The organism is Kitasatospora sp. NPDC023176, from assembly GCF_055560495.1.
The window spans coordinates 700,643-720,791 of record NZ_JBVHIP010000001.1; the positions used below are offsets into that span (position 1 = coordinate 700,643).

15 protein-coding genes are annotated in these 20,149 nt (G+C 72.5%); 6 read left to right on the plus strand and 9 right to left on the minus strand.

Annotation, left to right across the window (positions count from 1 at the left end):
* Nucleotide 1: 1 nt before the first annotated feature.
* The 6 genes from ACZ3YL_RS03340 to ACZ3YL_RS03365 form a co-directional block, all read right to left on the minus strand.
* Nucleotides 2-1,891, minus strand: a complete 1,890-nt coding sequence (locus tag ACZ3YL_RS03340) for a non-ribosomal peptide synthetase (protein ID WP_188307588.1) — start codon at nucleotides 1,889-1,891, stop codon at nucleotides 2-4.
* Between the two features lie 45 nt (nucleotides 1,892-1,936).
* Nucleotides 1,937-3,793 carry an asparagine synthase (glutamine-hydrolyzing) gene (asnB, locus tag ACZ3YL_RS03345; RefSeq protein ID WP_465655046.1) on the minus strand — a complete coding sequence of 619 codons (1,857 nt, stop codon included), beginning with the start codon at nucleotides 3,791-3,793 and terminating at the stop codon, nucleotides 1,937-1,939.
* A gap of 1 nt (nucleotide 3,794) precedes the next feature.
* Nucleotides 3,795-5,297: a condensation domain-containing protein gene (locus ACZ3YL_RS03350; protein ID WP_465655047.1), complete on the minus strand. Its 1,503-nt coding sequence runs from the start codon at nucleotides 5,295-5,297 to the stop codon at nucleotides 3,795-3,797.
* Nucleotides 5,287-6,651, minus strand: coding sequence for a condensation domain-containing protein (locus tag ACZ3YL_RS03355; protein WP_465655049.1), 1,365 nt, complete (start codon nucleotides 6,649-6,651; stop codon nucleotides 5,287-5,289). Before ACZ3YL_RS03355 ends, ACZ3YL_RS03350 begins: the two co-directional genes overlap by 11 nt.
* Nucleotides 6,648-7,601, minus strand: a complete 954-nt coding sequence (locus ACZ3YL_RS03360; RefSeq protein ID WP_188307584.1) for a fatty acid desaturase family protein — start codon at nucleotides 7,599-7,601, stop codon at nucleotides 6,648-6,650. The genes ACZ3YL_RS03355 and ACZ3YL_RS03360 overlap by 4 nt, the downstream gene beginning before the upstream one ends.
* A gap of 279 nt (nucleotides 7,602-7,880) precedes the next feature.
* Nucleotides 7,881-8,201, minus strand: a complete 321-nt coding sequence (locus ACZ3YL_RS03365) for an acyl carrier protein (protein WP_188307583.1) — start codon at nucleotides 8,199-8,201, stop codon at nucleotides 7,881-7,883.
* Nucleotides 8,202-8,678: 477 nt separating this feature from the next.
* Between ACZ3YL_RS03365 and ACZ3YL_RS03370 the strand changes: the two genes are divergently transcribed.
* Nucleotides 8,679-9,467, plus strand: coding sequence for an aspartate/glutamate racemase family protein (locus ACZ3YL_RS03370; protein ID WP_465655052.1), 789 nt, complete (start codon nucleotides 8,679-8,681; stop codon nucleotides 9,465-9,467).
* Between the two features lie 23 nt (nucleotides 9,468-9,490).
* On the opposite strand, the gene ACZ3YL_RS03375 is transcribed toward ACZ3YL_RS03370, so the two are convergent.
* Nucleotides 9,491-10,357, minus strand: a complete 867-nt coding sequence (locus tag ACZ3YL_RS03375; RefSeq protein ID WP_188307581.1) for a polysaccharide deacetylase family protein — start codon at nucleotides 10,355-10,357, stop codon at nucleotides 9,491-9,493.
* 98 nt (nucleotides 10,358-10,455) lie between these two features.
* Between ACZ3YL_RS03375 and ACZ3YL_RS03380 the strand changes: the two genes are divergently transcribed.
* From ACZ3YL_RS03380 to ACZ3YL_RS03400, 5 genes are all read left to right on the plus strand, one after another.
* Nucleotides 10,456-10,722 (plus strand): MbtH family protein, encoded by a 267-nt coding sequence (locus ACZ3YL_RS03380; RefSeq protein WP_411293048.1) that lies wholly within the window; start codon nucleotides 10,456-10,458, stop codon nucleotides 10,720-10,722.
* Entirely contained in the window at nucleotides 10,719-12,128 is a 1,410-nt protein-coding gene (locus ACZ3YL_RS03385; protein ID WP_465655055.1) for an aldehyde dehydrogenase family protein, read from the plus strand. The genes ACZ3YL_RS03380 and ACZ3YL_RS03385 overlap by 4 nt, the downstream gene beginning before the upstream one ends.
* Nucleotides 12,129-12,213: 85 nt before the next feature.
* Nucleotides 12,214-14,886, plus strand: a complete 2,673-nt coding sequence (locus ACZ3YL_RS03390; protein WP_465655057.1) for a penicillin acylase family protein — start codon at nucleotides 12,214-12,216, stop codon at nucleotides 14,884-14,886.
* Between the two features lie 5 nt (nucleotides 14,887-14,891).
* Complete coding sequence (locus tag ACZ3YL_RS03395; protein ID WP_465655058.1) at nucleotides 14,892-15,374, plus strand: hypothetical protein; 483 nt, start codon at nucleotides 14,892-14,894, stop codon at nucleotides 15,372-15,374.
* 107 nt (nucleotides 15,375-15,481) lie between these two features.
* Nucleotides 15,482-16,741, plus strand: a complete 1,260-nt coding sequence (locus tag ACZ3YL_RS03400; RefSeq protein ID WP_465655060.1) for a valine--pyruvate transaminase — start codon at nucleotides 15,482-15,484, stop codon at nucleotides 16,739-16,741.
* A 373-nt stretch (nucleotides 16,742-17,114) separates the two neighbouring features.
* On the opposite strand, the gene ACZ3YL_RS03405 is transcribed toward ACZ3YL_RS03400, so the two are convergent.
* Together ACZ3YL_RS03405 and ACZ3YL_RS03410 are read right to left on the minus strand one after the other, a co-directional pair.
* Nucleotides 17,115-17,951 carry a phytanoyl-CoA dioxygenase family protein gene (locus tag ACZ3YL_RS03405; RefSeq protein ID WP_188307566.1) on the minus strand — a complete coding sequence of 279 codons (837 nt, stop codon included), beginning with the start codon at nucleotides 17,949-17,951 and terminating at the stop codon, nucleotides 17,115-17,117.
* On the minus strand, nucleotides 17,948-20,011 hold the full coding sequence (locus ACZ3YL_RS03410; protein ID WP_465655061.1) for a DegT/DnrJ/EryC1/StrS family aminotransferase: 2,064 nt from the start codon (nucleotides 20,009-20,011) through the stop codon (nucleotides 17,948-17,950). Before ACZ3YL_RS03410 ends, ACZ3YL_RS03405 begins: the two co-directional genes overlap by 4 nt.
* Between the last annotated feature and the right edge of the window lie 138 nt (nucleotides 20,012-20,149).

Sequence of the window (20,149 nt, forward strand, 5' to 3'; positions counted from 1 at the left end):
GTCAGTTACCGCCGTTCTGGGCCAGCAGCCGCTCGGCCTCGGCCTCGTCCAGGTCGTCGAGGTCGGCGAGCAGGTCGTCCAGGTCGGAGCCGGCCGAGAGGAGGGCCTCCTCGATCTCGGTCGCCAGGCCCTCGATGGTCGGGGCGGCCAGGAACTTCTGCAGGTGGACGTCCACCCCGAACTCGGCGGTGATCGCGGCGATCAGCCGCATGACCAGCAGCGAGTGGCCGCCGATCCGGAAGAAGTCGTGCGTGACGCCCGGCTTGTCCACCGGCAGCAGCTTCGCCCAGATCCCCGCGAGGGTCTCCTCGGTGGCGGTGCGCGGCGCGACGTAGTCCTGCTCCGCCTGCTGCTGCGGTGCCAGCGGCACGGGCAGCGCCCGGCGGTCCACCTTGCCGCTGATGGTGCGCGGCAGCTGCTCCAGCGGGACGAACACCCGGGGCAGGTGGGAGTCGGGCACCCGGGGCGCCAGGTGCTCGCGCAGGTCCGCCGCCTCGACGGGCTGGATCTGCTCCACGAAGGCGCACAGGTAGGCGGGGTTGCCCTCGTCGTCCGGGACGACGGTGACGGCGGCGTCCTTCACCGAGTGGTGGGCGCGCAGCAGGTGCTCGATCTCGCCGAGTTCGACGCGCACGCCGCCCAGCTTGATCTGCTGGTCCCGCCGGCCGACGTACTCCAGGGTGCCGTCCGGCAGGGCGCGGGCGAAGTCGCCGGTGCGGTAGACGAAGTCCTCCGGGTCGTCGCCCAGCGGGTTGGGCACGAAGGCGGCCCGGGTGGCGTCCGGCTGGTGGAAGTAGCCCAGCGACATGTACGGCGTGCGGATGTGGATCTCGCCGACCGCGCCCTCGGCGCACGGCCGGTTGCGGCCGTCGAGCAGCACCACACGGGCGCCGGGCATGGCCTTGCCGATCGGGACGCTGGAGCGCTCGGTGTCCGCCGGGGTGATGAAGTGGAAGGTCTTGGTCATGGTGGTCTCGCTCGGCCCGTACAGGTTGAGCAGGCTGATCCGCTCCCCGTACCGCTCGAACCACCGGGCGGCGTCGGTCGGCGCCACCGGCTCGCCGGCCAGCGCGACGCAGCGCAGCGCGGACAGCTCGGGGCCGCCGTCGGCCCGCGACGGCAGCATGCCGCGCCAGACCGTGGGGACGGTGTGGACCAGCTCGATCCGCTCCTCGTCGATCCAGCGGGCCAGTGCCGGGCCGTCCAGGGCGAGACCGGCCGGCGGGACGCACACGGTGCCGCCGGTGGTGAGCGGCACGAACAGGTCGCGCAGGATCGCGTCAAAGGCGGGCGAGGCCAGCTGGCTGACCCTGGTGCCCGGCCGCACGTCGAGCAGTTCGGTCTCCCAGCGGACGAAGTGGTCGATGCCCTGCATCCGGCCGACGATCGCCTTGGGCTGCCCGGTCGAGCCGGAGGTGAAGAAGATGTACGCCGCGTCGTCCGGGTCGGGCCGGTGGATCCGCTCCGGGGCCGCGCCGGTGGGCTCGGAGGAGAGGTCCAGCGGGACGCGCCGGGCCAGCGGCAGGGACGGCTCCAGGATCTCGTCCGCCCGGTCGGCGGCGGAGGCGCCGACGATCACCCACTCGGGGGCGGTGGCGGTGAGCATGGTGCGCAGCCGCAGCGGCGGGGCGGTCAGGTCCACCGGCACGAAGACGCCGCCCGCCTTCAGCACCGCCAGGATCGCGACGACCAGCTCGCGCCGGTCCTCGGCCAGGATCGGCACCACACAACCGGCGCCCGCGCCGGACTCGCGGATGGCGACGGCGAGTTCGTCCGAACGGGAGGCCAGTTCGGCGTAGCTGAGCCGGCCGTGCGGGCACTCGACCGCGGTGTGGTCGCCGAAGCGCTGGGCGGCCTGCTGTACGAGACCGTGGACTGCGTGGAAGGCCATCGAGCTTCCTCCAGGGAGGGGCGGCAACACGGGCCGCCCCGGTGATCAGGCGTCAGGAAGGGAAAAGGTGTCGAGCAGCACGCCGAAGGTCAGGACGACCAGCAGCAGGTCGTCGCCGAGGTGCGGGTGAACCTCGTAACCCGGCCGGCGGTACTGCTCCTTGAGGTGCTCGACCACGTCGGGGTCGAAGTAGCCCTGCCGCTTGATCCGGTCGTAGGACAGCAGGTCCTCGACCCAGTCGATCCGCTCGCGCAGCAGGGCGGGGCTGCCCTGGGCCCGGAAGCCGAACTTCTCCCGGTTGATGATCTCCTCGGGCACCAGCCCCCGGGCGGCTTCCTTGAGCACGTACTTCTCGGTGCTCGCGGTCACCTTCAGGCGGGGCGGGACGGTGGTGGCGAAGCGCACCAGGTCCGGGTCGAGGAACGGGTACCGGGCCTCCACCGAATTGGCCAGCGCCATCCGGTCCCCGTGGTCGGAGAGCAGGTGGTCGGCGAGCCGGAGCTTGAAGTCGAGGTAGGAACGCTGGTGCACCGGGTGGCGCCCGCGCAGCATCTCCGGGTCGACGACGGGCCCGGCCAGGCAGTCGAACTCGGCGTGGGCGTCCCGCAGGGCGGGGGCGTACAGGTCGAGCTTGGACTCCCGCCAGGCGTGGTAGTCGCGCTCGTAGAACACGTGCGGGTCGCCCCAGACGGTGCGGCGCAGCTCCTCCTCGAAGGGGTCGCCGCCGGTGCGCCGGCCGCCCAGGTCGAAGCGGTAGCCGAGGTAGCCGGCGAACAGCTCGTCGGCGCCCTCACCGGTGAGGACCACCCGGGTGCCGGAGTCCCGGACGGCGGCCGACAGCGCCATCGAGCAGGTGTTGTAGGTCTCCTTCACCGGGCACTCGGCGTGGCCGACCATGCCGCGCAGCCGGGCGGCGATGTCGCCCGGGCGGAACTCGGTCTCGGTGTGCTCGGAGCCGAGGTGGCGGGCCATCAGCCGCTGGTGGCGGGACTCGTCGATGCCCCGGTCGGGGAAGGTGATGGAGAACGACCGGGGCACCGTCGCGCCGCTGTTGCGGTGCACCAGGGCGCCGATCAGGGAGGAGTCGAGTCCGCCGCTGAGGTAGTAGCCGACCGGGACGTCCGCCTGGAGCCGGCGGCGCACCGACTGCTCCAGCAACTCCCTTACGGTGTCCACGTAGTAGCGGTCGGGGTGCTCGGCCGGCTCGCCCGGCACGTCCACCGGGTAGTCGAGGTCCCAGTACTTCTCGGTGCGCACCGCGCCGTCCTCGACCAGCAGGAAGTGGCCGTTCTCCAGGCTGCTGACCCCCTCGAACAGGGTGCGCGGCCCGACGGTGCCGGGGAAGGTGAGCACCTGGTCGAGACCGGTCAGATCGGCCCGGCGGGGCACCGCCGGGTGCGCCAGCACGGCCTTGATCTCCGAACCGAAGACGAACCGGCCGCCGGCCACCGCGTAGTACAGCGGCAGGATGCCCATCTGGTCGCGGGCCAGGAACAGCCGGCGCCGCCGGGTGTCGTGGACGGCGAAGGCGAACTGGCCGTTCAGCCGCTCCAGCAGCCCGGTGCCGTACTCCTCGTACAGGTGGACGATCACCTCGACATCGGTGCGGGTGCGGAACCGGTGGCCCTTGGCCTCCAGTTCGGCGCGCAGCTCCCGGTGGTTGAAGATCTCACCGTTGCAGACCATGGCGATCGAGCCGTCCTCGTTGAGGATCGGCTGGTCGCCGTCGTCCAGGCCGACGATGCTCAGCCGGCGGAAGCCCAGGGCCACCCCGTCGCGCACCAGCCGACCGCCGGAGTCCGGGCCGCGGTGCAGCAGGGTCGCGGTCATCCGGTCGAGCACCTCGTCGCCCTCGGCGAGGCCGGTGCCCGCGAGGTCCAGGTATCCGGTGACTCCGCACATCTCAGAACCCCCCGAGGTCGTCGTTGAAGCCCGCGGCGGCGTCCGCTCCGGACTGCTGCGGGTCGGCGGCGCCCAGGTCGAGCGCGGAGACCGGGCGGTCCGGGTCGGCGCACGCGTCGGCGAGCAGCGCCAGGTACTGCCGGGCCGTGCGCTCGATCGTCGATCGGTCGAACAGCCGGGTGCTGTACTCCAGTTGGCCGCGCATCTCGTCCTCGAACTCGAACAGGTCGAAGCGCAGGTCGAAGATCGAGGTGGTGCGCACGTCGTCCAGCCGGGTCATCACCACGCCGGGCAGCTCGGCCTGGCGGCGGCGCGGCGGGATGTTCTGCAGGATGAACATCACCTGGAACAGCGGATTGCGGTTGACCGCGCGCTCCGGCCGCACCGCCTCGACCAGGGTCCGGAAAGGCAGATCGCGGTGGACGAAGCCCTGGAGGGCGGTGGTCCGGGTGCGGCCCAGCAGCTCACGGAAGGTCGGGTCGCCGCCGAGGTCGCCGCGCATCACCAGGGTGTCCGCGAAGTAGCCGACCAGCGGCCCCCACTGGGGCTTGTCCCGGTTGCCGACCGGCGTGCCCACCAGCAGGTCCTGCTGGCCGGTGAGCCGGTGCAGCAGGGCGGTGAAAGCGGCCAGGGTGACCATGAAGGTGCTGGCCCGGGAGGCGCGGGCGAGCCCGGTGAGGGCCGTGCGGAGCTCGGCGGGCACCTGGAAGACGTGGCGGTCGCCGGCGAAGTCGGCGGCGCCGGTGCGGGGCCGGTCGGTGGGCAGGTCCAGGGTGACCGGGGCGCCGGCCAGCTGCCGGGTCCAGTAGTCCGCCAGGGCCCGGCCGCGCGGTCCGGCGAGCCGCTCGCGCTGCTCCCGGGCGTAGTCGGTGAACTGGACGGCGAGTTCGGGCAGCGACACCGGCGCGCCGGTGACCTCGCCCGCGTACAGGTCCGCGACCTCCTGGAGCAGCACCTGCACGGACCAGCCGTCGGAGACGATGTGGTGGATGACCAGCGCCATCACGTGCCGCTCGGCCCCGGTGCGGACCAGCTCCACCCGGAACAGCGGCGGACGGCCCAGGTCGAAGGGGCGGTGGGCGGCCTCGGCGACGGTCCGCTCGGCGGCCGCCGTGCGGTCCGCCTCGGGCAGGCCGGTCAGGTCGGTGACGGTGAGCGGCACCGGGACGGACTCGGCCACCCGCTGGTACGGGACGCCGTCGACGGCGACCACGGACGCCCGCAGCATCTGCTGGCGGCGGACGACGGCGGCCAACGCCCGGCGCAGCGCCTCGGTGTCCAGCGGGCCGTCCAACTGCCAGAGCACGGTGGAGTTGTAGCCGGCGTTGCCCGGGTCGAGCCGGTCGAGCAGCCAGAGCTGCTCCTGGGTGACGGAGACCGGGGCGAGGCCCTCCGGGGGGAGCGCGGCGGCTGGAGTCCGCGCGACGCTCTGCCCAGCGGCCTGCCCAGCGGTCTGCCCAGCGGCCTGCTCAGCGGTCTGCGCGGACGTGGAGCTATTCGGCACGGTGCACCCCTGTGGTCGCCATGAGTGTGTCCAGCGGGATCCCCGGGTCCTGCGCGACCTCGGCGAGGACCGCGGTCAGCTCGGCGAGCAGCGCCACCGCGTCGTGGTCGGAGCAGTGGGCGCGGCGGTGGCTGAGCAGGGCGCGCAGGTCGCCGTCCTCCTCGTAGAAGACCAGGTCGAGGTCGTAGAGGGTGCCGGGGTCGTGGTTGAGCAGCCGGGCGGTCAGCCCGGGAAAGGCCGGCGGGACCTCGGGGGTGCTCTGGTGCGAGAACAGCACGTTCACCGGGGAGCGGAAGCCCCCGCCGCGGCGCGGCCGCAACCGCTCGACCACCCGCTCGAAGGGCAACTCCCGGTGCCCGTAGGCACCCAGGGCCGCCCGGCGGACGTCGCGGAGCAGGTCCCGGAAGCTCGCGTCCGGGTCCACCTCGGTGCGGATGACCAGCAGGTTCACGAAGAAGCCGACCGCGGACTCGAACTCCGGGCGGCTGCGGACGGCCGCCCGGGTGCCGACCGCGATGTCGGTGGCGCCGCTGCGGCGGTGCAGCACGACCGCGAAGGCGGCCAGCAGCAGCATGAACGGGGTGACCCGCTCGCTCCGGTAGACCGCGCGGAGCGCGTCGTGGACGGCGCCGGGCACCGTGGTCCACTGGGTCGCGACGGCGCGGGCGCCGGGCGCGACGGTTCCGGCCGGCGCGTCGGCCGTACGGGCCGGCGGCACCGGGGCGAGGCCCGCGAGCCGCTCCGTCCAGTACGCCAGCTGGCGCTGGTGGCCGGCGCCCTCGCTCCACTCGCGCTGCCAGTGCACGAAGTCCGGGAACTGGGCCCCGGGCGCGTCCAACTCCGCCTCGCTGCCGTCGAGTTCGGCACCGTAGAGGGTGGCGAGCTCCGGCAGCAGGACGTTCCACCAGGACCACGCATCGGAGACCAGGTGGTGCAGCGTGAGCCGCAGCACGTACTCGTCGGGCCCCAGCGCGACCACCAGGCCGCGCAGCACCGGCCCGCGGGCCAGGTCGAAGGGAGTGGCCTGGTCGGCCGCCAGCACGGCGGCCAGTTCGGCCTCGCCCGCGGCCGCGGGCAGGTGGGAGAGGTCCAGTACGGGCAGCTCGATGCCGCACTCGTCGGAGACCTGCTGCACCGGGCTGCCGTCGACCAGCGGGAACGTGGTGCGCAGCGCGGCGTGCCGGCCCCGCAGCAGCTCCAGCGCGCGCCGCAGCGCGGCGGTGTCGAGCGGGCCGTTCAGCCGGAAGGTCATCGGGTCCACGTAGACCGGCGAGCCCGACATGCGCTCCAGGAACCACATCCCCAACTGGCCCGGCGTGAGCGGGTGTTGGACGGTAGTGGGGGCGACGGTCACGGCCGGCCTCCTTCGCGGGCGGCCCGCGCGTTGGCCTGGGCCTCGCGCGCGATGGCCCGGAAGAACTGCGGGTAGCTGGGCGAGGTGTGGGCCGCGTGCGCCAGGGCGACGTCGTGGCGCTCGCGCAGCTGGTTGATCGGCACGACCATGGCGGCGTGGTGCTCGATGTGCAGGTTGTTGCCGTTGGTGTACCAGGTGCTGAACCAACTGCCCGTGATGGAGCGGGTGTTGCGCAGCACGTCGGTGGAGGAGTTGTCGCACAGGATGTGCTCGGGCAGCTCGACCAGGAAGTGCAGCGGGACGGCGACCAGCAGCGGCAGCAGCCAGATCCACAGCACCGGCTCGCCGTACCCGAGCAGGGCCAGCGCGATCGCGCCGAGGATCGGCACGGCGAACAGCCGGTATTCGGCCACCACTTCGCGCTGACGGCTCTCGGAGATCTGACCCATGTCGTAGGACCACCGGCCGGCCCAGCAGCGGACGATGTCGGCCACGGCACTGCCGAGCCGGCCGAACGCCAGCGCCTCGCGGACCAGCGCCGGCCAGGTGACCGGCTGACGCGAGTCGAAGCCGAAGAACTCCGAGTCCTGGTCGGTGCCGAGGTAGCGGTGGTGCTGGAGGTGGCGCACCCGGTAGTGGCTGTACGACACCAGCATCGGGATGCCCAGCGGGACACCGGCCAGCCGGTGCCAGCGGGCCCGGCGGAACGCCGAGTGGTGCAGGCACTGGTGCTGGAGCTCCAGCCAGTGGGCGTACATGGCGCCGATCAGCACGACGCCGAGCACTCTCGCCGGCCAGGCCTCCGGGACCAGGACGAGCACCGCACCGGCGACCCAAATGCCGTATGCGACAAGGAGTTTGACAATGAAGACGCGTTCGTCGGTGGCGGTGACCTTGGCCCGCCGGAACAGGTCCTTCGGCGACGCGGGGGTCACGTCGGACGTCGTCATGAACGGAAACCTTCCTTGCGTCAGCCTCCTGTGGGTACGCCACAGCGCCCTGGCGGCACGGCGGCCGGACAGGGAATGGCGTCGCCCCGGTGAGGCGCGGAGATCGGAGAACGCGGCCCCCCGGCCCGGGCAGGGCGGGGCTGACGCGCACACGTGAGCACGCCGGCGGCAGCGTCGGGAGACCGCAGGCGCAGACCGGTCCGGTGAACGACCGGCCGGCATGTGGTGATCAGCAAGAAAGCACGGTGACGCGGGCTCCCGGACTCGCCGGGAGGCCCGTCACCGGGGGAAGTTGGTGACGAAACAGGCCGCCTGGGCGGCCGCGGTCGGCTGCTCGAAGAGCTCGTTGAGGAGCAGGCCCTCAAGCTCCAACGCGGCGTCCTGGTCGATGCCGTGAGTGGCCATCAGACGACCGATCGCCTGAAGTGCAAGCAGAGAGTAACCACCGAGCTCGAAGAAATCGGAGCTCTCGGGGTCGATCGAGTCAGGCGCCACTTCGAGCACGTCCGACCATATGTCGATGACGGCAAGGGTGGCCACCGGCAAGGCGGGAGCCTGCCCGGCGATGGCGCCAATCGTGTTGCTGTCGTCCTGAATCACTACGGTTCCCCCCATAGGAAGCCATTGAGGTCCAGCGTCAACTTGCTTCATTCATCGGCGGACCAAGGGGGTCATCAGACCCCGGCCGGCGCCGGGTCGAGCTCATATCCATCCAGCGGATGTCTGCATCCAAGCATGTCCATGATTGCCTCCGCAAGAGACCAAGTCCGCCAGCCCTCGGGCCCCCTGGCGTGCAGGGATGCATGAACCGGAACCCCCCGTTCGGCGGGCTTGCCCGCCCGATCCCCTGTGGTACCGTACGCCGCAGCGACGGGTCCACCCGGCTTTCCCGCCGGGCAATTTCTTCACCTTCTCGGGCGAGTCCCACTGCGGCAACGAACAATGACCGCACGGCGATCGCGGACCGCACCGACACCTTCCCGACCGGGGGCCGACACCGGCAGACGCCCCGGCAATCCATTCCGTTGGACACCGTGATTCCCGCGTCCGCACCGGGATCCGCAGGGGGGCAGAATCGTGATACCAGTCGACGACCGAACCGCCACCGGGGCACCGGAAAACGCGCCCGCGCGAACACTGGGAGTACTCGGCGGCATGGGGCCGGCGGCCACTGCGGAGTTCCTCCGGCTGCTCTCGCTCGCCGTACCCGCGCGGACGGACCAGGAGCACCCCCGGGTCCTCCTGCTGTCCGAACCCGGCATACCGGAGCGCACCGGGGCGATCCTCGCCGGTACGGACGAACCGCTGCAGCCGATCCGCACCGCCCTGGGGCAACTCGCCTCCTGGGGCGCCGATCTGCTCGTGGTGCCGTGCAACACCGCGCACGCCTTCATCGAGCGGCTGCAGGGCGAGCTGCCGGTGCCCGTCCTCAACATCGCCGACGCCACGCTCCGGGCCGCCATGCGGACCAGCCCGGCGGGCGGCTGGCTGGCGGCGACCACCGGCACCGTGCACAGCGGCATCTACCAACGGCGGGCCGCCGAACTCGGCTACCGGCTGCTGGTCCCCGAGGAGCCGCTGCGCTCCGAGATCCACCGGGCCGGCGTCCTGGTGAAGGCCAACCGGCCGGCCGAGGGCGCCGCCGTCCTGTCCACCGCGGTGCGCGGACTGTGGCAGCGGCACGACCTCCCGGTGCTCACCGCCTGCACCGAACTCCCGCTCGCCTACCAGGCCGCCGGCCTGCCCGCGGAGCGCGAGATCTCCAGCCTGGCCGCCCTGGTCGCGGCCTGTGTCACCGAACTGCGCACCCCACGGGAACGCCACACCCCGCAGGCCGTCATCAGCACTGCGGGGTGGCGGAGTTGACCGGCTCCTGCCGGTCGGTACGGCTACTGCTGTCCGGCGAGCACCAGCTCGGCCACCTCGTCCGCGCGGGCGAAGCGGACGTCACCCCGGGAGAGGACGAACCGGATGAACTCCTCCAGGGCCTTCAGCCGCGAGGGGCGTCCGGTGAGGAAGGGGTGCACGGTCAGCATGCACAGCGACCCGAACCCGCGCATCGCCTCCAGCTCCGAGGTCCACAGGTCCACCACCTTCGACGGCGCCTCGATCAGCTGGCCGATGTTCGGCTCGGGCAGGAAGGCGTACTGCTCCCAGTCGTCCAGCAGCCACTGCACCGGCAGCTCGGCGATCGTCCGCTCCCCGCTGCGCAGCGCGTACGGCCGGTCGTCGTCCATCAGCGAGGAGTCGTAGCGCAGCCCGTACTCACCGAGCAGGTCGAGGGTGTACCGGGTCATCTCCCAGTTCGGCGCGCGGTACCCGGTCGGCTGCACGCCGAATCGGGAGAACGTCTCCAGGCTCCGCTCGATCTCCTCGCGCTGCTCGCTTTCGGAAAGGTGCACCGGGTGCCGGTGGGTGAATCCGTGCAGCGCTATTTCATGCCCCTTTTCGGCGACGGATTCCATCACCGACGGCCAGCGTTCGGCAGATACTCCGGGCACGAAGAAGGTGGCCGGAAGGCCGTAGCGGTCCAGCAGGTCGAGGATCCTCGGCACCCCGACCCGGGGGCCGTAGGCCTGGTGGGACATGGTGGTCAGATGGTCGATGTAGTGCTCGCCACGGGCCAGCACCGGCGACTCGGCGTCCACGTCGATCCCCAGGACCACCACGGCGGACGAGCCCTGCAGCCAGTCCCCGGCCGGCACCCGCTCGGGCCAGTCGACCGTGGGAATCTCGATCCGATCCTTCTGCATCATCCCTGAATTACCTTTCCGAGACGTATTCGGAGAAGCCGCTGAGGCGACCTCCGGCGACACTCTAGCAATTCCGCCAGGAAAAGAAAGAGGGAATCCAAGTGAGTAGTCGAACGAATGACATTCCGGCCGACGCCGAGAAGTTCCGGGTCGTGGTGAACCACGAGGAACAGTATTCGGTGTGGCCGCTCGACCGGGAGCTGCCGAACGGCTGGCGGGACGCCGGCGTGCAGGGCGACAAGGAGGCCTGCCTCGCCCACGTCGAGGAGGTCTGGACGGACATGCGCCCGCTGAGCCTGCGCACCGGGCTGACCGGGAGCGCCGCCTCCGGCACCGCGGAAGCCCCGGAAGCGGGGGCCTCGGCGTGACCCCGCCCCTGACCCTGACCATCGACGGCGCGGCGGTGCCCGGCGCCGCCGAGCTGCCCGTGGAGGACCCGGCCACCGGGGCGCCCTTCGCCCAGGCGCCCGCCTGCTCCCCCGACCAGCTCGACGCCGCCGTCACCGCCGCCGCGGCCGCCAGGGCCGGCTGGGCGCTGGTGCCGATCGCCGAGCGCCGGGCCGCCCTGCGCGCCTGTGGCGAGGCCCTCGGGGCGCACCTGGAGGAGGTGGCCGGGCTGCTCAGCCGGGAGCAGGGCAAGCCCCTGGCCGCCGCCCGGGCCGAACTGCGGCTGTCCGCCGACTGGTTCGGGCACACCGCCGAACTGAAGCTGGACACCGAGGAGTTGCCCGCCGAGGACGGCGCCCGGATCACCCTGGAGCGGGTGCCGCATGGCGTGGTCGCGGCCATCGCCCCGTCCAACTTCCCGATCATCCTGTCGGTCTGCAAGTTCGCCCCGGCCCTGCTCGCCGGCAACACCGTGGTCGTCAAGCCCTCCCCGGAGACCCCGCTGTCGACGCTGCGGATGGGCGAACTGCTCCGCGACCACCTGCCGCCGGGCGTGTTCAACGTCGTCTCCGGCGACCACTCGCTGGGCCGGACGCTCACCGAGCACCCGGCAGTGGACATGATCTCCTTCACCGGGTCGGTGGAGACCGGCCGGGCGATCGCCCGCCAGGCGGCGGACCGGCTGCTGCCCGTGGTCCTCGAACTCGGCGGCAACGACCCGGCGATCGTGCTCCCGGGCGCCGACCCCGCCGCCGTGGCACCCGCGCTGTTCGGCGCCGCGCTCGCCAACAGCGGCCAGTTCTGCGCCGCCGTCAAGCGGGTCTACGTCCCGCGCGCGCAGGCCGCCGCCCTCACCTCGGCACTGGCCGCCCTGGCCGGCTCCGCGGTGGTCGGCCCCGGCGACGACCCGCAGTCCCGGTTCGGCCCGCTGATCAGCCGGGCCCAGCGGGACCGGGTGCACGCGCTGGTCGAGGACGCCGTCGCCCGGGGCGCCCGGGTGGTGGCCGGCGGCACCCCGCTGCCCGGTCCGGGCCACTTCTACCCCCCGACCGTGGTGACCGACCTGCCGGAGGGCTGCGAGCTCGAACTGGAGGAGCAGTTCGGCCCGGTCATCCCGGTGATCGCGTACGACGACCCGGCCGACGCCGTCCGCCGGGCCAACGCCACCCGCTACGGCCTCGGCGCCTCGCTCTGGGGCCCGCCGGAGGCCGCCGAGGAGCTCGCCCCGCTCCTCGACAGCGGCACCGTGTGGATCAACACCCACGGGGACCTGCGCCCCGATGTGCCGTTCGGCGGGGTCCGGTCCTCCGGCCTGGGCGTCGAGTACGGCCACTGGGGACTGCTCGAGTACACGCGGATCAAGGTCCGCAACAGCGCACGGCGCTGACCAGCCGATCATGGGCGACAGGAGAGTGATGAAAGCCAGGATCCGCCGCACGGCGGGAGTACTGGGCGCCACGTTCACTGCGGGCGTGACGTTGTTCGTGTTCGGCGTCGGCTTCGGACCGGTACCGGCGCTCGGCCGGGCGCTGATGCCCGGCGGCGGCGTCTGGCCGTCGGCCGAGGACGCCCGCCCGGTCACCGACGAGCAGATCCGCATACCCGGCCTCGGCCACCCGGTGGACGTCTCGTTCACCGCGGACGGCGTGGCCTCGGTCCACGCCACCTCGGACGAGGACCTGTTCACCGCCCAGGGCTACCTCGCCGCCCGGTTCCGCCTGTTCCAGATGGACGCCCAGCGGCGCCTGGGCGAGGGCCGGCTCGCCGAGCTGAACGGCCCCTCCGGCATCGACTCGGACGTCTTCGAGCTGACCCTCGGCATCCACCGCACCGCGGAGGCCACCTGGGCGGCCACCCCGCACGACGGCAAGGCCGCCAAGGCGCTCACCGCCTACGCGGCCGGCGTCAACGCGCGGCTGGACGAACTCGACAAGAACGGGCAGTGGCCCACCGTCTACGGACTGACCGGCGTCCGGCCGGAACGCTGGACCCCGGTGGACAGCCTGGTCGTCCAGGGCGTGCTCACCCAGACGCTGAGCTTCGACACCCGGCCGCTGACCTACGCGCTGCTGAGCAACTCCCTCGGCGCGGAACGGACTTCGGACTGGTTCCCGGTCGTCCCCGCCAACGAGCAGCACCCGTACGCCCCGGGCCCGTACCAGAACCTCGGCACCGCGCCGCTGCACAGCCCGAACGCCAACGCGGCCTCGGTCGCCGGCCACCCGGGCGTCCCGGGCGCCGGCACCCCGGGGCCGGCCACCGGTCAGCCGGCCGCCGGTCAAGCAGCCAACGGTCAAGCGGCCGCCACTCCGGATGCCGCTCAGCCGACGGCGGGCGCAACACCGGACCCGGCCCAGCCGACGGCGACGGCCACCGCGACCGCCACGGCGGCGTCGACCAGCGTCACCGGCACCAGCGGCAGCGGCAGCGGCACCAGCGCGGCCACCGCCGAAGCCGCCACCGCCGTCCTCCAGGGCATGGCCAAGCTCCCGGAGACCACCCGCCACCTCTACCCCAACAGCAACGCCTGGCTGGCGAACGGCCCGGCCACCGGCGGCGGCGGCGCGATCCTCGCCGGTGACCCCCACCTCAAGCTGTCGCTCCCCTCCTACTGGTACGAGGTCTCGCTCAAGTCCCCCGGCTACGACGTCTCCGGCGCCAGCCTGCCCGGCATGCCGGCCGTGCTCATCGGCCGCAACGCCGACGTCTCCTGGTCGCTGACGGCGGTCCAGAACCAGTCCACCTTCTTCTACCGGGAGAAGACCGACCCGCAGCACCCGGACTCCTACTTCTGGAAGGGCGCCTGGTACCCGGTCGAGAAGGTGAAGTACACCGTCCCGGTGCGCGGCGGCGCCCCCGTCCCGGTCGAGGTCGGCCTGACCGTGCACGGCCCGCTGCTGACCGAGAAGGGCGAGACCACCTCGGTCGAGTGGATGGGCAACCGCCCGTCGCAGAACCTCACCGCCCTGCTCGACCTCAACACCGCCACCGACTGGAACAGCTTCCGCACCGCGCTGCGCAGTTGGCAGGCTCCGGCGCAGAACTTCGCCTACGCCGACAAGAAGGGCGACATCGGGATCATCGCCCCCGGCTCGTACCCGCAGATCGCCTCGGGCGACGCCCGCGGACCGCTGCCGGGCACCGGCGAGTCGGACGTCGTCGGCGCCATCCCGTTCGACGCGGTGCCGCAGGTCCACAACCCGCCGTCCGGGCTCCTGGTCACCGCCAACCAGCGGCCGGTCGGCCCGGACTACCCCTACTACATCGGCCCCGCCGCGAACTTCGACACCGGCTACCGCACCAACCGCATCCTCGCCGAACTGTCCAAGGCCGGCGGCAAGCTCACCGCCGACTCGTTCGCGACCCTGCAGAACGACGTCACCGACGACCTCGCCCGGCGCATGGTGCCCAAGCTGCTCCAGTCCCTGGACGGCGCGCAGCTGACGCCCCAGCAGGAGGCGGCCCGCAAGCTGCTCGCCGACTGGAACGGCTCGATGGACGCCGACTCCCCGGCCGCCGCGATCTGGTTCGCCTTCTACGGCGGCTACGTCGAGCAGGTCTTCAAGCCCTGGTGGGACTCGGCCAAGGTGCCGGTGGACACCGACCCGGCCGGTCTCGACCTGCTGCGCACCCCGGTCGGGCTGATGCAGGACCTGGAGAAGTGGACCTTCACCGACCCGGAGAACCCCGCGTTCACCGCCCCGGGCGGCCCCCGGCGCACCGCCGCCGACGTGATGCGCTCCTCCTTCACCGAAGCGGTCGGCTACCTGGACGGCCGGCTCGGCGGGCAGCCCGGCACGTGGAAGTGGGGCCGCATCCACGAACGCGTGGTGCCCTCACTGACCGGCGCCCCCGCCCTGGGCGACGGCCCGTACCCGGCCGGCGGCAGCCCATGGACCGTCAACGTGGCCGAGAACGGTCTGAGTTCGAACTACGGACCGAGCTGGCGGATGGTCGTCGGCTGGAGCCCCTCCGGCACCGCCGACGCCCGCGCCGTCTACCCCGGCGGCCAGAGCGACAACCCGGCCTCCCGCTGGTACAAGAACCTCGCCCCGGACTGGTGGAACGGCACCCTCCGTCCGCTGCGCACCGCCGACGAACAGGGCGCGGGCGACATCCGCTGGAGCTTGCGAGGCGAAGGATGACCGACATGACCAAGCCGACCGAGGCCCCCGAGGCGCCGGCCGCGACCGAAGCCCCTGAGGCTCCTACCGCCCTTGAGCCTCCCGAGGAAGCCCCGGCATCCGCCACCCCCGCACCGCGCCGCACCACCGCCGTCCTGGTCACCCTCGTCGGCGGAACGGCGGTGACGGCCCTCGGCACCCTGCTCGGGCTCTGGTTCCTCCCCTTCCTGGTCGGCCTCGCCGCCGGCCTCACCAGCCGGTTCGTCCGCACCCCCCGCGGCTACCTCACCGCTCCGGCGGCGGCCGCCCTCGGCTGGGCGATCCCGCTGGGCCTCCAGGCCCTGGGCGGGGCGCCGGTCGGCGAGGTCGCCCGGACCACCGCCGCCCTGGCCGGCCTCCCCGCGTTCGCCACCGCCATCGTGGCCGTCGCCCTGCTGATCCCGCTGCTCCAGGCCCTGGTCGGGGTCTGGTTCGGCCGGACGGTCGGCCCCCGCGGGCGCACCGCCTGACCGTCCGGTGCCCCCGGCCGAACGCCGGGGGCACCGGCCCCCTCAGCCCCGACTCCCCTCCCAGTCCCTCCAACTCCCCATCCCCATCCCCAGAAGGGAACCACCACATGGCGCTGTCCCTCATCGGCAGCAAGATGGCCACGCTCTCGGGTCTCCGCAGCATCATGGAGGACATCGCCACCAGCACGGCCTCGGGCCCGGCCGACTGGCTGAACCTGGGCATCGGCAACCCGGCCTCGCTCCCGGAGGCGATCGCCGAATGGCGGAGCCTGACCGAGGAGGCCCTCGCCGAGGACTTCGCCTCGGCCAGCTGCCTGTACGGCCCGTCCCGCGGCTCGGCCGCCCTGGTGGAGGCCATCACCGAGTACTTCAACACCCGGTACGGCTGGTCCCTCACCGCCCGCAACGTCGCCGTCGGCCCCGGCAGCCAGATGCTCTGCTTCACCGCCGCCGCCCTCTTCGCGGGCCCCGGCCCCGCGGGCACCGGCGGAACCAAGGTCGTCCTGCCGATGTCCCCCGACTACACCGGCTACCAGGGCCTCTGTCTCCACCCGGACGGCGTGGTCGGCGTCCCCGCCACCCCCGTCCCCGAAGGCCCCCACCGCTTCCGCTACGCCTTCGACTTCGCCGCCCTGGAGGCGCAGCCCGACACCGGGATGCTGCTGCTCTCCAGCCCCGGCAACCCGACCGGCCGGGCCGTCGACGCCGCCGAACTCGACGCCCTGGTCGACCACGCCCGCCGCCGCGACGTCCCCCTGCTGCTCGACCACGCCTACGGCGAACCCTTCCCCCGGATCGCCCCCACCCTGACGCCGCCGCCCTTCGACGACCACGTGATCAACTGCTTCACCCTGTCCAAGGCCGGCCTCCCGGGCGAACGCATCGCCTTCGCCATCGGCGCGGAACGCTGGATCACCCCGATGGTCTCCTTCCTCGCCAACTCCGCCCTGCACGCACCCCAGTTGCAGCAGTCGGTGGTCGCCCGCGCCCTGACCTCCGGCCGCCTGGACCGCCTCGTCTCCGACACCCTCTCCCCCTTCTACCAGGAGCGCCGCCGCCTGGCCGAGAAGCTCTTCGAGGAGGCCCTGCCCGAGTCCGTCCCCTGGCGCCTCCACTCCGGCGACGGCGGCATGTTCTGCTGGTTCTGGATCGACGACGACCGCTTCGACGACACCGTCCTCTACGAACACCTCAAGCAGCACAAGGTCTTCATCGTCCCCGGCCGCCACTTCTTCCCCACCACCCCCGGCACCCCCACCGCCCCCCACCACACCCGCTGCTTCCGCGTCAGCCTCAGCCCCACCCTCGACACCCTCACCGAGGGCATCACCCGCATCGCCGCCACCCTCCGCACCCTCTGCCCCTGACCACCCGCCACGCACCTCCCCCACCGGCGCCCCGACCGTCGGCACACCCGGCCGGCCACCGCGCGCCAGAATGGAACCATGCCCTCCCTGGAGACCACGCCGAAGATCCGTACCCGGATGAGCCACCAGCGCAGCCCGTGGCCGCCCGCCAGGCGGCCCGGCGCGGCATGTGCGCGTTGATGGTGATCGGCGGGTCCGGCAGCGCGGCGATCCGCACTCGGGCGCCGGACTCGACCTCCCCGTCGCACTCGTACGGGAACCCGTAGGCGCGGGTGCCCGGCCCGTCGAACCGGCAGTCGGGGTTCTGGGTGAGGGTCAGGAACCGGCCGCCGACCGCCGGTCTGCGGCGGATGCCCACGCGCACGGGCCCTCGTCAGTCGGCCGCCGCGGCGCCGTCCAGCCGGATCAGGCCGAGATCGGCCATGGCCTCCGCGAAGGCCGGGCCGTCCGTCCTGCTCCAGTCGGGGTCGTAGTAGGGGAACCGCTCGGCATCGTATTCGTGGCCGGCCTGCAGGAAGAGGTCGATGTAGTCGTGGGCGACCCGCCGCTCGGCGTCGGTCTCCGGGACCGCGACGTACGACACGCTCCACTGCGCCCGGAGCCTTCCGAACAGGGACGCGTGCCAGAGGCGCACGTCGAACACGATGAGGTCGCCGGGGCCGCAGTCCAGGCTCGTCCCCGGCCACCAGTCGGCCTCACCGGCTTCGTCCAGGGGGCTGTCCGTCGGCCAGGCCGCCCGGTAGTCGGTGAGCCGGTCGCTGAACTCGCCGCGGTGTGAGCCCGCGATCACCTGGAGCGCGCCGGAGTCCGCGGTCAACGGACGGAAATAGGTGACCATCTTCACCGCGTGCAACGCGGGATCAGCGGCGTCCCGATGCCATGGGGAGGCGTCGTTGTAGAGCATCCCCTTGGCCGGCTTGGGTATGACCGGGCCGTCGAGCAGGGCCTCGCCGAGCTCGACCAGACGGGGTCCGGCGACGAGACGCCGGCTCGTGGTGCTGCCCTCCCCCATCATCGGCAGGTAGTACCCCATGGAGCCGGTGACCACGTCGGGGATCTCGGTGGGCAGCTCGTAGGCACTGGCGAGTTGCGCCGTCACCTCGGCTTCGAGGGAGGCGACGGTTCCGGCGTCGAAGAAGCCTTCCAGTTTGAGGAAGCCGAACTGCCGGTAGAAGGAGAGCTGGCGGGGGGAGAGCGCGTGCTGGGTCACGACGACACCTCTGATGTCACGACCGATGCGGCCGACGTGGAGGGGGCGGCCGACGTCGCGGCCGGTACAGGTGATTCCGGCTTTCGGTACTCCGGCGTGGACATGCCGCCCAGCCGGTATCTCAGGGTCGGCGTCTCGGTGCATCCGACGGGGATGTCCAGTCGGCGGATCTGTTCCAGCAGGATGTCGTCCTCGCCGACCCGCGCCTGGATCTCCGCTTCGCTCCGGGTGCGGCGGAATGTCAGCAGGCGCAACAGATCGCGGCGCAGCAGCCACGCCCCCATGTCGACCATGCCGTTCAGGCCCGCCCCGGGGATCACGGCGCGGTCCCGGACGATCGGGCTGCCGGGTTCCAGCACCCGGACCGCGGACAGCTGCTCGAACAGCTCGGCGGCGGCCTCGGAGGGCGGCAGCCACGGGAAACGGTCCACGGTGGCGGGCGAGCCGGAATCATCGATCAAGGTCCGCCACGAGTGCGCCGCCGGATAGCCCGCGTCGGCGACGGCCAGCAGGCTGGACAGGTGGTCGGGGTCCCACTCGTTGTCGTCGTCGAGGAAGGCGATGAAGTCCCCGGTACACCCGGCGACGGCCAGCTCCCGGAGGGCCGCGATCCGCGCGAAGGGTTCGTTCGGCAGCATGCCGTCGGCGCCCAGGGTGACCACGGCACAGCCCGCGTCCGCGACGGCCGCCGGGACCCGGTCCGCGTCCACCCACACCGTCAGCCTGACCTCGGCATCGACATCCTGCTTCGCCACGCCGGCCAGGGCTGCTTCCAGGGTGTCCCGATCTCCCCTGGTGACCATGACGACCTCGATGGTCGGCCGGTCCCGCGGCAGTGCGGGCCGGAGAGCGGCCGGTTCCCGGTCGAGTTCCCGGAGCGTGGCCGCCAGATGGACCAGGCGGGACTCGTCGGCGAGGAAGGCGTGGTGCGGCACCACCACGTACTCGCGGTGCCAGGTCCGGGAGTTGGGCAGCGGTACGGCGGGGGCCCGCAGGGCGGCGTACTGCTTGATGGTCTCCGGCAGGTACAGCGGCCCTTCGACGACCGGCGGGTACACCGAGTCGAGGATCAGGCCGGTCTGCTCCTCCACGGCCGCGATCACCTCGGCCGGACTGCCGACACCGGCCGGGACGCGCACCGCGACGCCGTAGAACGCTCCGCCGGCGACGGCGCTCCGGTCGGCGGTCATCGACCACCGGCTCCCGTCGAGGGCCCCGGCCAGGATCGCGACGCCGTCCGCACGGCGCCGCGCCTGCCGGTCGAACCTGGCCAGCTGGTCGACGAGCAGCGCCGCGGCGAACTCGGGCGGCGAGTGGTTGGCCCCGTGGAGCAGGTGCGCGGGTTCCAGCTCGTTGGCGGAGGTGCGCGACACCGCATCGGTGCGCCGGCGCGAGTCCATGACCAGCGACTCCAGCCGGGCCGCCGTCTCCGGATCGTCGGTGAGGACCGCGCCGCCCTCGCCGCTGGTGATGATCTTCGTGGCCTGGAGGCTCAGGATGGAGACGTCGCCGAGCGAGCCGATCCTGCGTCCGTCGGCGGTCGCCCCGAACTGGGCGTGCGAAGCGTCCTCGACCACCGGCACCCCGGGGAACCGCGCCCGGGCCGCATCCACGTCGAAGTGCTGCGCGTACAGATGGATGCCGAGGATCGCCGACGGCGTCTCGGCCAGGGTCGCGACGTCGCCGCACGGCGATTCGGGGGTGGCGTCGAAGAACACCGGCGTGGCTCCCACGCGCAACACCGAGGTGGCGCAGCTGACCCAGGTGGTCGCGGTCATGGCCACGGTGTCACCGGGCCCGATACCCAGGGCGTGCAGCGCGGTCACGATCGCGCTCGATCCGCTGGTGACCAGGACACAGTGCCGGCGGCCGGACATCCGCGCCACGGTGGCCGCGGCGGCGACGTTCTGCGACGGCCAGGTGCTCTTGCTGCCGCTGACGGCCAGCCGCCCGCTCTGCAGTGCCCGGACCACCGCCCGCTCGGTGTCCTCGTCCGCTTCGGGCCAGCGCGGCCAGCAGGAAACCTTCCGCCCGGGCGACGGAGATGGTGCATGGTTCATCGGCGTCAGGTCCTATCCATCTGGGTGGTGAATGCAGCGCAAGACGTCTGCGTGAGGATGACGATGCGCCGGCCATGGGCGAACTGCCGATCGCGTCGACGTCGATATCGCGATCGGCGATCTTCTGCCTGAACTGTG